At 67.1% G+C, this 11,915-nt stretch carries 13 protein-coding genes and 1 riboswitch; of the genes, 10 read left to right on the top strand and 3 right to left on the bottom strand.

What is annotated here, in order from left to right; translation table 11 throughout:
• Positions 1-2: 2 nt before the first annotated feature.
• From PKB_RS20645 to PKB_RS20660, 4 genes are all read left to right on the top strand, one after another.
• On the top strand, positions 3-1,106 hold the full coding sequence (locus PKB_RS20645) for an enoyl-CoA hydratase/isomerase family protein (RefSeq protein ID WP_043254067.1): 1,104 nt from the start codon (positions 3-5) through the stop codon (positions 1,104-1,106).
• A gap of 154 nt (positions 1,107-1,260) precedes the next feature.
• A complete protein-coding gene (mmsB, locus tag PKB_RS20650; protein ID WP_043254068.1) occupies positions 1,261-2,145 on the top strand; it encodes a 3-hydroxyisobutyrate dehydrogenase in 885 nt (294 codons plus the stop codon).
• Positions 2,146-2,171: 26 nt separating this feature from the next.
• Entirely contained in the window at positions 2,172-2,801 is a 630-nt protein-coding gene (locus PKB_RS30030; RefSeq protein WP_043254070.1) for a potassium channel family protein, read from the top strand.
• Positions 2,802-2,917: 116 nt separating this feature from the next.
• Positions 2,918-3,559: an NAD(P)-dependent oxidoreductase gene (locus tag PKB_RS20660; RefSeq protein WP_043254072.1), complete on the top strand. Its 642-nt coding sequence runs from the start codon at positions 2,918-2,920 to the stop codon at positions 3,557-3,559.
• Positions 3,560-3,705: 146 nt separating this feature from the next.
• Here the strand turns inward: PKB_RS20660 and PKB_RS20665 are convergent, their stop codons facing one another.
• Complete coding sequence (locus PKB_RS20665; RefSeq protein WP_043254075.1) at positions 3,706-5,691, bottom strand: alkyl/aryl-sulfatase; 1,986 nt, start codon at positions 5,689-5,691, stop codon at positions 3,706-3,708.
• A gap of 103 nt (positions 5,692-5,794) precedes the next feature.
• On the opposite strand from PKB_RS20665, the gene PKB_RS20670 reads away from it, so the two are divergent.
• Positions 5,795-6,724 (top strand): LysR family transcriptional regulator, encoded by a 930-nt coding sequence (locus PKB_RS20670; RefSeq protein ID WP_043254076.1) that lies wholly within the window; start codon positions 5,795-5,797, stop codon positions 6,722-6,724.
• A gap of 31 nt (positions 6,725-6,755) precedes the next feature.
• Here PKB_RS20670 and PKB_RS29910 read toward each other — a convergent pair whose 3' ends face one another.
• Together PKB_RS29910 and PKB_RS20675 are read right to left on the bottom strand one after the other, a co-directional pair.
• A complete protein-coding gene (locus tag PKB_RS29910; RefSeq protein ID WP_167333373.1) occupies positions 6,756-6,923 on the bottom strand; it encodes a hypothetical protein in 168 nt (55 codons plus the stop codon).
• A gap of 122 nt (positions 6,924-7,045) precedes the next feature.
• On the bottom strand, positions 7,046-7,294 hold the full coding sequence (locus tag PKB_RS20675; protein WP_043254078.1) for a DUF1145 domain-containing protein: 249 nt from the start codon (positions 7,292-7,294) through the stop codon (positions 7,046-7,048).
• A 250-nt stretch (positions 7,295-7,544) separates the two neighbouring features.
• Positions 7,545-7,643: riboswitch (guanidine-I (ykkC/yxkD leader) on the top strand.
• Between the two features lie 59 nt (positions 7,644-7,702).
• Here PKB_RS20675 and PKB_RS20680 point away from each other — a divergent pair.
• The 5 genes from PKB_RS20680 to PKB_RS20700 all read left to right on the top strand — a co-directional run bounded on the left by PKB_RS20680 (position 7,703) and on the right by PKB_RS20700 (position 11,887).
• Positions 7,703-8,767: a putative urea ABC transporter substrate-binding protein gene (locus PKB_RS20680; protein WP_043254079.1), complete on the top strand. Its 1,065-nt coding sequence runs from the start codon at positions 7,703-7,705 to the stop codon at positions 8,765-8,767.
• Between the two features lie 102 nt (positions 8,768-8,869).
• Entirely contained in the window at positions 8,870-9,685 is an 816-nt protein-coding gene (locus tag PKB_RS20685) for an ABC transporter permease (RefSeq protein ID WP_043254080.1), read from the top strand.
• Positions 9,682-10,500, top strand: a complete 819-nt coding sequence (locus PKB_RS20690; RefSeq protein ID WP_043254082.1) for an ABC transporter ATP-binding protein — start codon at positions 9,682-9,684, stop codon at positions 10,498-10,500. The genes PKB_RS20685 and PKB_RS20690 overlap by 4 nt, the downstream gene beginning before the upstream one ends.
• Positions 10,501-10,510: 10 nt before the next feature.
• Positions 10,511-11,239, top strand: a complete 729-nt coding sequence (locus PKB_RS20695; RefSeq protein WP_043254084.1) for an urea amidolyase associated protein UAAP1 — start codon at positions 10,511-10,513, stop codon at positions 11,237-11,239.
• A gap of 12 nt (positions 11,240-11,251) precedes the next feature.
• On the top strand, positions 11,252-11,887 hold the full coding sequence (locus PKB_RS20700) for an urea amidolyase associated protein UAAP2 (protein ID WP_043254086.1): 636 nt from the start codon (positions 11,252-11,254) through the stop codon (positions 11,885-11,887).
• Positions 11,888-11,915: the final 28 nt, after the last annotated feature.

An 11,915-nucleotide genomic window follows, 5' to 3' on the forward strand; every position in this document is an offset into this window, starting at 1 on the left:
CCATGAACGTACTCTTCGAGGAACGCTCCGGACTGCACGGCTACCGCATCGGCATCGCCACCCTCGACGCGGAAAAGAGCCTCAACGCCCTCAGCCTGCCGATGATCGAGGCCCTGGCCCAGCGCCTGAAGCTGTGGCGCGAGGACCCGCACATCGCCTGCGTGCTGCTTCGCGGCGCGGGCGCCAAGGCGTTCTGTGCCGGCGGCGACGTGCGCAAGCTGGTCGATGCCTGCCGCGAACACCCCGGCGAGGTGCCTGAACTCGCGCGGCGCTTCTTCGCCGACGAATACCGCCTCGACCACCTCATCCACACCTTCGGCAAGCCGCTGATCTGCTGGGCCCACGGCTACGTGATGGGCGGCGGCATGGGCCTGATGCAGGGCGCCGGCATGCGCATCGTCACCCCGTCCAGCCGCCTGGCCATGCCGGAAATCAGCATCGGCCTGTACCCGGACGTCGGCGCCAGCTGGTTCCTCGCCCGCCTGCCGGGTCGCCTGGGCCTGTTCCTCGGCCTGGGCGCGACCCAGCTGAACGCCCGCGACGCCCTGGACCTCGACCTCGCCGACCGCTTCCTCCTCGACAACCAGCAGGACGCCCTGCTCGCCGGACTGGTGCAACTGAACTGGCGCGAGCAGCCGGAAGTGCAACTGCACAGCCTGCTGCGCGCCCTGGAGCACGAAGCCCGGGGCGAACTGCCCGAGGCCCAGCTGCTGCCGCGCCGCGAACGGCTCGACGCGCTGCTCGACGTGGCCGACGCCGCCGACGCCTGGCAGGCCCTGGCCGCCAAGCAGAACGACGCCGACCTGCTGCTGGCGAAGGCCGCCCGGACCATGGCCAGCGGCTGTCCGCTGACTGCCCGGCTGGTCTGGGAACAGATCCGTCGCGCCCGCCATTCGTCGCTCGCCGAGGTGTTCCGCATGGAATACGCGATGAGCCTGAACTGCTGCCGCCATCCGGAGTTCGCCGAAGGCGTGCGCGCGCGCCTGATCGACAAGGACAACGCGCCGCACTGGCACTGGCCGGATATCGCTGCCATACCTGAGGCAGTGGTGGACGCGCATTTCGAGGCGACCTGGGAGGGCGCGCACCCGCTGGCGGATCTCTGATCCCCCCGCCCTTCCCGATCGGCTATCTGCTGGGTCCCCGCCCTCGCGGGGAAGACGGGTATGGGCACCACGCCCGTCCCCGTCACTCCCGCGAACGCGGGAGCCCAGTAGGCGGCATCGACGCGTTCGCCCTGGCAACCAGAGGAGAACGCGGATGAAACAGATAGCCTTCATCGGCCTCGGCCACATGGGCGCGCCCATGGCCGCCAACCTGCTCAAGGCCGGTTACCTGCTGCGGGTCTTCGACCTGGTGCAGAGCGCCATGGACGGCCTGGTGCCACTTGGCGCCAACGCCACGCGCAGCGCCCACGACGCGGTGGACGGCGCCGACGTGGTGATCACCATGCTGCCGGCCAGCCACCATGTCGAAGGGCTCTACCTCGGCGAAGAAGGCCTGCTCCGGCACATCACCCCCGGCACCCTGGTCCTCGAATGCTCGACCATCGCCCCGGCCTCGGCGCGCAAGGTGCACAAGGCCGCTGCCGAACTGCGCATCCCGATGCTCGACGCGCCGGTGTCCGGCGGCGTCGGTGGTGCCATCGCCGGCACCCTGACCTTCATGGTCGGCGGCGATGCCGACGTGCTCGAACAAGCGAAACCGGTGTTCTCCGCCATGGGCCGCAACATCTTCCATGCCGGTTCCGACGGCGCCGGCCAGGTCGCCAAGGTGTGCAACAACCAACTGCTCGCCGTGCTGATGATCGGCACCGCCGAATCTCTCGCGCTGGGTGTCGCCAACGGTCTCGATCCGCGCGTGCTGTCCGAGATCATGCGCCGCAGCTCCGGCGGCAACTGGGCCCTGGAGGTCTACAACCCCTGGCCGGGAGTGATGGAGAATGCCCCGGCCACGCGCGGCTACGAAGGCGGTTTCCTCACCGCGCTTATGGTCAAGGACCTGGGCCTGGCCCAGGAAGCCGCGCTGGTCAGCGGCAACAGCACGCCCATGGGCAGCCTGGCCACCAGCCTGTATCGCCTGCTGCTGCGCCAGGGCTTCGGCGACAAGGACTTCTCGGTGGTGCAGAAGCTCTTCGATCACTGAACACAGACACATCGGAGAGCATGGAGATGCCCGGCTTCCTGCACCGTTTCCGCTTTCGCCTGCTGTTCTTCAGCAGCGTCTTCATGTTGCTGGTGCTCGGCTTCCCGCAACCGCCGCTGGCGCTGGACCAGATCGCGCTGCTGACGCTGGTGCTAAGCGGTATCAACAGCCTGCCGCAACGTCGCGGCTGGATTATCCTGGCGGCGCTGTTCGGTAGCGCGTGCGTCGTTTTCTCGCTGCTCGCCGAGCTCAATGGGCATTCACCGTACTTCGACCGCACGCCGCCGTTGCTGGCCTTCTATGCCGTCCTGCTCGTCACGCTGTTCCGCCGTGTAGCCCGCGAACGCCCGGTGACCGGCGAACTGCTCTACGGATTGAGCGCACTCTACCTGCAGCTGGCCCTGGCCTATGCCCTGCTCTACGCCTTGATCCAGCGCTACCTGCCCGGCGGATTCGGCCCACCGGGCAGCGAACTGCACCTGGACAGCTTCGTTTATTTCAGCCTGATCACCCTCACCACCGTCGGCTACGGCGACATCCAGCCGCTGCTGCCGATCACCCGCCTACTGGCGACCAGCGAAGCCGTCCTGGGTGTGCTGTTCATCTCCGTGGCGGTGGCTCGGGGCCTGTCGCTGATCAATGAGCCAACCGATTGATTGTGAAGCCCAGCTAATGAGTGCATGGCTGTTCCAGTGGTTTTTCCACGCCCCGCACCAGCCGATCATGGGCGCCTTTCCCGCCGCAATCGCGGCCCAGACAAAGGAGATGCCCCATGAAAATCGCCCTGATCGGCGCCACCGGCCACGTCGGCCATTATTTCCTGGAAGAAGCCCTGCGCCGTGGTCATGCGGTGACCGCACTGGTGCGCGACCCGGCGAAGCTGGCCGGCCGCGATGGCGTCAGCGCAGTCCAGGCGGATGTCTACGACGCCGCACAGGTGGCCAAGGCGGTGGCCGGACATGACGTGGTGATCAGCGCCTTCAACGCCGGCTGGGGCAACCCGGACATCCGCAACGCCCACGCCAATGGCAGCCGCGCCATCCTCGAAGGCACCAAGGCGGCCGGGGTGAAGCGACTGCTGGTGCTCGGCGGCGCCGGCAGCCTGGAGATCGCGCCCGGTCAACGCCTGGTGGACAGCCCGGAATTCCCCGAGCAGTGGAAACAGGGCGCCCTCGGCGCCGCCGATGCCCTCGACCAACTGTGCGGCGAGAAAGACCTGGACTGGGCCTTCCTCAGCCCGGCCATGCTCCTCGAAGGCGAAACCCGCACCGGCAGCTTCCGCATCGGCGGCGACCAGGTGCTGTTCGATGCCAAGGGCGAAAGCCGCATCTCGCTGCCCGACCTCGCCGTCGCCATGCTCGACGAGGCGGAGAAACCGGCGCATCACCAGCAGCGGTTCACCGTGGCTTATTGAAACGACAAGGCGCATAACCCCCTCGGGGGTTATGCGCCCTGCGTCCTGCGGCAGCCTGCTCTTGTAGGAGCGAGCTTGCTCGCGAACAAGCCCTGTGCCGCAGCCGTTCGCGAGCAAGCTCGCTCCTACGAAAAGCGCCGTTTCCGTTACCCCTCCCGCTTCGCCGGCGTGGCGATGTCGAACCAGAAGTCGAAGTCGTCCAGCATGCCGAACAGCTTGGGCAGCAGCAGCGGGTTGCCCGAGCTCTTCAGTTTGCCCTCGGCGATCAGCACCACCGGGTTGACCTGCTTGAGCAGCAAGCGGTTGAGGTCGACGCGGTCGATGGTCACCGTCTGCCCGGCCTTGTCGCTCTGCACGCCCTGGATGTTGTTCAGGTGCGAGTTCTTCAGCTCCAGCAGGTATTGCTGCTTGAGATCCGGCAGCACCAGGTTGATGGCGAAATCCTCGCCCTCGGCCTTGCCGGCGTTCAGGCGCACGCCCAGGTAGTCGAACAGCAGGCCGGTATCCATCGCCGCCAGGGCGTCGGAACTGGAGGTCTTAAGCGATGGCAGGTTGCGCGGCACGCCGTGGCGCAGTTCGTCGGCGGCGGCCAGGTAGCTGTTGCGCCAGCCGGCGTTCTCCGACTGGTAGCCGAGCTGCTCCAGGGCGTCGGCCTGCAGGCGGCGGGCGGCCTGGTTGTCCGGCTCGGCGAAGACCAGCTTGTTGACCACCTCCACCACCCAGCGGTACTCGCCCTGGTCGAAGGATTTCTGCGCCATCTGCAGCAGGTGCTCCGCGCCGCCCATGAACTCCACGTATTTCTTCGCCGAATCCTCCGGCGCCAGCGGGTTGAGCGTCGCCGGGTTGCCGTCGTAGTAGCCCAGGTACTTGTTCACCACCGCGCGCACGTTGTGGCTGACCGAGCCGTGGTAGCCGCGGTTGAACCATTCGTTGGCCAGTTCCGGCGGCAACTGGAAGCGCTCGTGGATCTGGTTGATGGTCACGCCCTGGTTGGCCAGGTGCAGGCTCTGGTCGTTGAGGTAGCCGTACAGGTCGCGCTCCTTCTCCAGGGTACGAACGATGTCGTCGTGCCCCCAGCGCGGCCAGTTGTGCACGGCCAGCATCACTTCGGCCTGGTCGCCATAGCGGTGCAGCGCGGCGTTGATGTACTTGCTCCAGCCCAGCGCATCGCGGGTCTCGGCACCGCGCAGGGTGTAGAGGTTGTGCAGGGTCGCGGTGACGTTCTCGGCCATCATCAGGGCCTTCTGCTGCGGCATCCAGATGTTCATCTCCGCCGGCGATTCGGTACCCGGGGTGTTCTGGAAGGCGAAGGTCACGCCGTCGATGTCCAACTGCTCGTCGTCGCGTTCGATCACCCTGGTCGGCGCGATCAGGGACATGGGGCCGTGGGCGACGTTCTTGCCGATGGCCATGTCCACCAGGCCCGTCGGCCCGTGTGGCAATTCCGTGCCGTACTGGTAGGTGGCGCGGCGCAGCATGGCGTTGCCGGCCAGCACGTTTTCCTTGATCGCCGCCTCCATGAAGCCCTTGGGCGCGATGATCTGCACCTCGCCCTTGTCCACCTGTTCCTGGCTGACCAGCCCCTTCACCCCGCCGAAATGGTCGACGTGGGCGTGGCTGTAGATGATCGCCTTGATCGGCTTCTGCCCTAGCTCCTGGCTGACGAGCGCATAGGCGGCCTTCGAGGTGGCCGGGGTGGTCAGGGTGTCGATGACGATCCAGCCGGTCTTGCCTTCGATGAAGGTGGTGTTGGCGAGGTCGAAGCCACGTACCTGGTAGACACCGTCGGTGACCTTGTACAGGCCGTACTTGAGGTTGAGCAGGGCCTGGCGCTGCAGGCTCGGGTTGATGCTGTCGAAGTCCTTGCCGGCATTGAGGAAGTCGAAGCCGCCGAGGGTCCAGGCCACGCTGCCGTCTTCGTTCTTGATCTCCAGCGCCGGCGGGCGCTTGATCAGGCCCTTCTCGACCCGCTCGAAGTCGGCGCGGTCGCTGAACGGGAGCGACTCGCGGACCTTCTGCTGCGCGGCGATGGTGAAGGTGCTCGGCGCCTTGGGCGCATCGGCGGGATCGTCGGCGGCGAGCAGCAGGGGAGACAGGCCGGCCAGGAGGACGGCGGCGGACAGACGCATCATGCGAAGGAACTCCGGTTTTTGTTATGGGAATGCCTGGCACTATGCCGCCGCGAGGATCAATAATTCCAATGCATTCCTTTATCTACTTCAATGCAGTATGCGCATGACCGACCTTCGCCAGCTCCGCCACTTCGTCGCCCTCGCCGAATACGGTCACTTCGCCCGCGCCGCCGAGGCAGTAAACCTTAGTCAACCCGCGCTTTCGCGCAGCATCCAGGCGCTGGAAAGCCAGCTCGACTGCCGTCTGCTCGACCGCAATCCGCGCGGCATCACCCTCACCGCCCATGGCCGACTGGTGCTGGAACATGCCCGCCGCCTGCTCGCCGGCAGCCGCGCACTGGACAACGCGGTGCGCCAGCTGGGCGAAATGGGCGCCGGCGAGCTGCGCCTGGGCTCGGGCCCCTTCCCCGCCGCGCGCCTGATGCCGCAGGTGCTGGCCGCGTTCAGCCGGGCGCACCCGAAGGTCAGCCTGGTGCTGTCGATCGAGAACTGGGGCGAGCTGCACCAGCGGCTGCTCGACGATGAGCTGGAACTCTTCGTCGCCGACTGCCGCGAACTCATGGACGATCCTCGCCTCGACATCCTTCCGCTACGCGAGCACGACAGCCTGCTGTTCTGCCGCCCCGGCCATCCGCTGTTGAGCGAGGCGGAGCCCGGCATCGAGCGCCTGCTCGACTTCCCCCTGGCCGGCCCGCGCCTGCCGCGCGACGCTCATCACCGTCTGGTGCAGACGCTCGGCCGCGAGCAGCCGCTGGACGTGCAATGCGACGACGTACTGATGCTCAAGGAACTGGTGCGCGGCAGCGACATGCTCTGCCTGGCGGTGGCCGACGTGGTCGCCGCCGACATCGCCAGCGGACGCCTGGCTGCGCTGCATTGGCCGCGCCTGGCCGGCGACGCCACGCTGCGCCGCTCTGCCTACGGCCTGGTGCGCCATGCCAGCCGCAGCCTGTCGCCGGCGGCTGGGGGCCTCCTCGAATTGCTGCTGGAGACCGAAGGCCATCCGGTCGAAGACGGCAAGCGAAAAAGCTGACGGCACCCGAAGGTGCCGTCAGTCAGCGCGATCAACGCCGCCAGTCGCGGTCGTAGCGATCGTGGTCATATCGATCGTGATCGTAGTAATGAGCCGGCGGGCCGTAGTAGCGCGGCCCGCGCCAGCCGTGATCGTGTTCGTAGACCACGCAGCCGGACAACGGCAGGAACAACAGCAAGGCAATGAACAAGCGACGCACGGCTAACTCCTGATCTGGGCAAGTCCGCTTCGCGAAAGCGCGTAGCAGCGACTTGATAGATCAGACCGAGCGCCTTGCAGCGAGTGCCACAGCCTCAGGTAAAGCTTTTGTAAATCATCGATTTACGGACGCATGGCGGGCAGATGCAGGACGCCGAAGAGCAGCACCTGCAGGCGCTCCAGCCAGGGCTGCGGGCGCTGTTTCAGGCGTTTGCCGAACAGCAGCACCTCGCCGGCATGCACCACCAGCAGCACGCCGGCCAGCAGCAACAGCGGCCGATGCAGCTCGCCGAACGGGTAGACCAGGTTGACCGCGGCGGCCAGCCAGAACATGGCCAGCGCGCCCTTGGCGAAGGACAGCAGGTGCGACATGGGGACGACTCCGATGGGGATTGGTCGCCGCAGTCTGCCGTGAGGCCAGGGCGCCTCGACACCGACTTTCGACTGGCGCGCACCAGGATGTGGCGACGTGCTGCATGGCGGGGCACGCCGACACCGCGCGCGCGCCGCCGGAAGTGGCGCGGCCGCTCTGCCACGGGAGCGCCGCGTAGTTGGCACGCCTATCGCTTAGGGATCGATGTGCAGGAGTCACCCGCCATGCGGGTTCGCGGCACCACAATTCGAAATGGATGGCTAGGGTTCCGGCTCGCGTTGCGGGCGTCTGGTCCGAGAGCCATCGACCTCCAGCGAGGTTACACGGCGGGACAAAAGCCCGGGAGAAGAGCGCGACGCCACCGCCGCCCGACTCCCGCCTGCCCGACAACCGACCTGGAGGTTCCCATGCGCAAGTCCCGCCTCACCGCCCTGCTGGCCGCCGCCCTGGCCGCCGTCAGCCTCTCCGCCTCCGCCGCGAGCAAGAACAGCTTCAACCTCTGCTGGACCATCTACGCCGGCTGGATGCCCTGGGAATACGCCGCCAGCCACGGCATCGTCGACAAGTGGGCGAAGAAGTACGGCATCGACATCAAGATCACCCAGCTCAACGACTACATCGAGTCGATCAACCAGTACACCGCCGGCCAGTTCGACGGCTGCACCATGACCAACATGGACGCCCTGACCATCCCCGCCGCCGGCGGCGTCGACTCCACCGCGCTGATCGTCAGCGACTTCTCCAACGGCAACGACGGGATCGTCCTCAAGGGCGAAGGCAAGACCCTCGCCGACCTCAAGGGCATGAAGGTCAACCTGGTCGAGCTGTCGGTCTCCCACTACCTGCTCGCCCGCGCCCTGGAGACCGCCAAGCTCGCCGAGAAGGACGTGAAGACCGTCAACACGTCCGACGCCGACATCGCCGCCGCCTTCAACACCGACGAGGTGCAGGCGGTGACCACCTGGAACCCGATGCTCGCCGAAGCCCGCGCCAAGCCCGGCACCACCGAGGTGTTCGACTCCAGCAAGGTGCCCGGCGAGATCATGGACATGATGGTGGTCAACAGCCAGACGCTGAAGGACAACCCCGCCCTGGGCAAGGCGCTGACCGGCGCCTGGTTCGAGACCGTGGCCCTGATGAAGGCCGACAACGCGCAGAGCAAGGAAGCCCTGGAACACATGGCCAAGGCCTCCGGCACCGACCTCGCCGGCTACCAGTCGCAGCTCGCCACCACCAAGCTCTTCGCCACCCCGGCCGAGGCCCTGGCCTTCGCCACCAGCGCCGGCCTGCCGGACACCATGCAGAAGGTGGCGAAATTCTCCTTCGCCCACGGCCTGCTCGGCGAAGGCGCCAAGAGCCCCGACGCGGTCGGCATGAGCTTCGCCAACGGCGTGGCCCTGGGCGACGCCGGCAACCTCAAGCTGCGCTTCGACCCGAGCTACGTGCAGATGGCGGCGGAAGGGAAGCTCTGAGCCGCAGACCGTAGGAGCGGACCTTGTCCGCGATGACCGGCTCCTCCAGCGCGATTCGCGGATGAGATCCGCTCCTACAGCCACCTTCTACGGGTAGACGATATGCGCCTGATCAACCTGCAACCCGACCGCGGCAGCCGCCTGTTCCTGGTGCTGCTGCCCTTCGCCCTGCTGCTGTTCGCCTACTTCACCGGTTCGGCGTCGCGGCTGGCGGAAAACCCCAACGACAAGCTGCTGCCCAGCGCCGCGCAGATGGTCGATGCCGTCGACCGCCTGGCCTTCAGCGAGGACAAGCGCACCGGCGAAGTGCTGTTCTGGGGCGACACCGGCGCCAGCCTGCAACGTCTCGGCCTGGGCCTTGGCATCGCCGCATTGCTCGGCCTCACGCTGGGCATCGCCGCCGGCAGCGTGCCGCTGTTCGGCGCGCCGCTGTCGCCGCTGCTCACCGTGCTGTCGATGGTGCCGCCGCTGGCCTTGCTGCCGATCCTGTTCATCGTCTTCGGCCTCGGCGAGCTGTCCAAGGTGGTGCTGATCGTCATCGGCGTCGCCCCCTGCATCGCCCGCGACATCGAGCAGCGCGCCCGGGAAATCCCCCGCGAGCTGCTGATCAAGGCGCAGACCCTCGGCGCCAATACCTGGACCCTGATCCTGCGCGTGGTGCTGCCGCAGCTGCTGCCGCGCCTACTGATCTCCCTGCGCCTGATGCTCGGCTCGGCCTGGCTGTTCCTCATCGCCGCCGAGGCCATCGCCTCGACCGACGGCCTGGGCTACCGCATCTTCCTCGTGCGCCGCTACCTGGCGATGGACGTGATCGTCCCCTACGTGGTCTGGATCACCCTGCTCGCCTGGCTGATGGACTGGGCCCTGCGCGTGCTGACCCGGCGCGCCTTCCCCTGGTACGAAGGAGGCAAGGCATGAGCTTCATCCAGGTCCGCAACGTCTGGCAGGAATACGCCGGCAACGTGATCCTCGAAAGTCTCAACCTGAGCGTGAACGAGGGCGAGTTCTGCACCCTGGTCGGCGCCTCCGGCTGCGGCAAGTCGACCTTCCTGCGCCTGCTGCTCGGCCAGGAGCGCCCCAGCCGCGGCGAGCTGCTGCTCGACGGCCAGGCGCTGCCCGGCGAGCCCGACCCGAGCCGTGGCGTGGTGTTCCAGCGCTACTCGGTGTTCCCGCACCTGACCGTGCTCGACAACGTGGTGCTCGGCCTCGAACTGCCCCGCGCCAAGCTGCTCGGCCGGCTGTTCGGCGCCGCCCGCCGCGAAGCCCGCGAACAGGCCGCCGAACTGCTGAAGAAAGTCGGCCTCGGCCATGCCCTGGACAAGTACCCCAGCGCCCTCTCCGGCGGCATGCAGCAACGCCTGGCAATCGCCCAGGCGCTGATCATGAAGCCGCGCGTGCTGCTCCTCGACGAGCCCTTCGGCGCCCTCGACCCGGGCATCCGCAAGGACATGCACCTGCTGCTGCTCGACCTCTGGCAGGAAACCCGGCTGACCGTGTTCATGGTTACCCACGACCTCGCCGAAGGCTTCAGCCTGGGCACCCGCCTGCTGGTCTTCGACAAGGTCCGCCACGACCCGCACGCGCCCAACGCCTACGGCGCGCGCATCACCTACGACATCCCGCTCAACGCCGATCGCCGCGCCGCCCGCGCGGCCCTGCCGGCCCCGCTTGCCGCGCGCCTGGAAGCGTCCGGCGAGACCCCCGCCGCGCCCCTGATCACGCCGGCCTATTAAGGAACCCGACATGACCGCATCCCTCGCCCTGCGCTCGACCCTCTACGAAGAAACCGTCCCCGGCGGCGGCCACACCTCTTTCGTACTCAAGCGCGGCCAGCTGCTGCGCATCACCGATATCGAAGGCGGTGGCAACCTCGCCGTGCTGCTGTTCAACGCCGCCGAGAAAAGCGAACGGCTGAACCTGCCGGACAGCCTCAAGTGCCAGCACACCGCCAAGTTTACCGCCGGGCATTGCCTCTACTCCGACATGGGCCGCGTGCTAGCCGCCATCAGCGCCGACACCTGTGGCTGGCACGACAGCTTCGGCGGCGTGCTCAACGCCGCCGAAGTGCTGGAGAAGTACGGCCAGGGCCGCTACCAGGAACTGCGCAACGGTTTCTTCCGCAACGGCGCGGACAACCTGCTGGTGGAAATGGGCAAGTGGGACATGCGCCTGCAGGACCTGCTGATGTGCCTGAACCTGTTCAGCCGCGTGGATGTGGACGCCGACGGCTGCTTCCACTTCGTACCCGGCAATTCCAAAGCCGGCGACTACGTGGAGCTCTACGCGCCGATGGACACGCTCGTCGTGCTCACTGCGCTGCAGCACCCGATGGACCCGAACACGCAATACGCACCCAAGCCCATCGGCCTGTCCTGGCACGAGGTCGCCAGCGACGGCATCAGCGTGCTCTGCCGAACCTCGCGCCCGGAAAACGGCCGCGGTTTCCACAACACCGAACGCCTGTTCATCTGAAGGAACGCGAGCATGCCCATCGTCCCCAGCGACAAACACCCCGAAGCCGCCTTCTCGCGCACCCTGATCCCCGCCGGCGAACCCAGCCTCACCGAACTCAAGGCCGGCCAGACCCTGCGCATACTCGACCTGGAAGGCAACCAGGCGGTGGATACCCTCTTCTACAGCGCCGCCAATCCGCGCGAGCGCTATGACGTACAGCGCACCCTGCGTAAACAGGGGCGCGTCTACCTCTCCGCCGGCAGCGTGTTCTATTCCAACCTCGGCAACCCGATGCTGACCATCGTCGCCGACACCTGCGGCCGCCACGACACCCTCGGCGGCGCCTGCGCCCAGGAAAGCAACACCGTGCGCTACGCCCTGGACAAGCGCTACATGCACAGCTGCCGCGACAACTTCCTGCGCGCCAGCCTGCACGACGGGCGCCTGAGCAAGGCCGACATCAGCCACAACATCAACTTCTTCATGAACGTGCCGGTCACCCCGGAAGGCGGCCTGACCTTCGAGGACGGCATCTCCGCCGCCGGCAAGTACGTCGAGTTGCTCGCGCACATGGACGTGATCGTCCTGATCTCCAACTGCCCGCAGCTGAACAACCCATGCAACGCCTACAACCCGACCCCGGCGGAGCTGCTGGTATGGGACTGAGCCAGCGCCTGCGCGCCCTGCTCTTCCT

The sequence above is a fragment of the Pseudomonas knackmussii B13 genome (assembly GCF_000689415.1).
GTDB lineage: Bacteria > Pseudomonadota > Gammaproteobacteria > Pseudomonadales > Pseudomonadaceae > Pseudomonas > Pseudomonas knackmussii.

Coding starts and splice junctions, on each gene's coding strand:
- PKB_RS20675 (WP_043254078.1), bottom strand. CDS start 7,294: ATGTCGCACCTGCTGTCCTTCGCCAAGGGCGCGCTGGCCATGTTCTGG.
- PKB_RS20645 (WP_043254067.1), top strand. CDS start 3: ATGAACGTACTCTTCGAGGAACGCTCCGGACTGCACGGCTACCGCATC.
- PKB_RS20685 (WP_043254080.1), top strand. CDS start 8,870: ATGCGCCTGATCAACCTGCAACCCGACCGCGGCAGCCGCCTGTTCCTG.
- mmsB (WP_043254068.1), top strand. CDS start 1,261: ATGAAACAGATAGCCTTCATCGGCCTCGGCCACATGGGCGCGCCCATG.
- PKB_RS20670 (WP_043254076.1), top strand. CDS start 5,795: ATGACCGACCTTCGCCAGCTCCGCCACTTCGTCGCCCTCGCCGAATAC.
- PKB_RS20680 (WP_043254079.1), top strand. CDS start 7,703: ATGCGCAAGTCCCGCCTCACCGCCCTGCTGGCCGCCGCCCTGGCCGCC.
- PKB_RS20690 (WP_043254082.1), top strand. CDS start 9,682: ATGAGCTTCATCCAGGTCCGCAACGTCTGGCAGGAATACGCCGGCAAC.
- PKB_RS20660 (WP_043254072.1), top strand. CDS start 2,918: ATGAAAATCGCCCTGATCGGCGCCACCGGCCACGTCGGCCATTATTTC.
- PKB_RS30030 (WP_043254070.1), top strand. CDS start 2,172: ATGCCCGGCTTCCTGCACCGTTTCCGCTTTCGCCTGCTGTTCTTCAGC.
- PKB_RS20695 (WP_043254084.1), top strand. CDS start 10,511: ATGACCGCATCCCTCGCCCTGCGCTCGACCCTCTACGAAGAAACCGTC.
- PKB_RS20700 (WP_043254086.1), top strand. CDS start 11,252: ATGCCCATCGTCCCCAGCGACAAACACCCCGAAGCCGCCTTCTCGCGC.
- PKB_RS20665 (WP_043254075.1), bottom strand. CDS start 5,691: ATGATGCGTCTGTCCGCCGCCGTCCTCCTGGCCGGCCTGTCTCCCCTG.